Source organism: Arthrobacter sp. 10N44_2 (genome assembly GCF_056394385.1).
This window is the reverse complement of record NZ_JBFTHT010000060.1, coordinates 1-387: the sequence shown is the minus strand read 5'-3', so window position 1 is coordinate 387 and position 387 is coordinate 1. Positions and strand designations below refer to the sequence as shown.

The 387-nt window shown below is 69.0% G+C and carries 1 protein-coding gene; it reads left to right on the top strand.

Annotated elements, in window-relative coordinates:
• A partial coding sequence (locus tag AC1DBX_RS20720; protein ID WP_476932677.1) for an HNH endonuclease occupies nucleotides 1-387 on the top strand: 387 nt, incomplete at both ends.

The window sequence follows — 387 nt, the reverse complement described above, 5'->3', positions numbered from 1 at the left end:
GCACAGCACGGCACCGGAACCAGGCACGGCACCGGGACGCTGCTGTTCACCGGCCCCGTCACCGCAGGCACCATCCGCAAGCTCGCCTGCGACGCCGACATCATCCCCGTCGTCCTCGGCGGCGAGGGCCAGGTCCTGGACATCGGCCGCGCCTCCCGGGTATTCCCGCCACACATCCGCAAGGCCATCACGGCCCGGGACCGGGGCTGCGCCTTCCCCCAATGCACGATCCCGGCCCCCTGGTGCGAGGCCCACCACATCACCTACTGGTCCCGCGGCGGAACCACCGGAACCGGCAACGGAACCCTGCTCTGCTCCCATCACCACCACGTGATCCACAAGGAACACTGGAGCATCCAGATGCGCACCGGCATACCCTGGTTCATC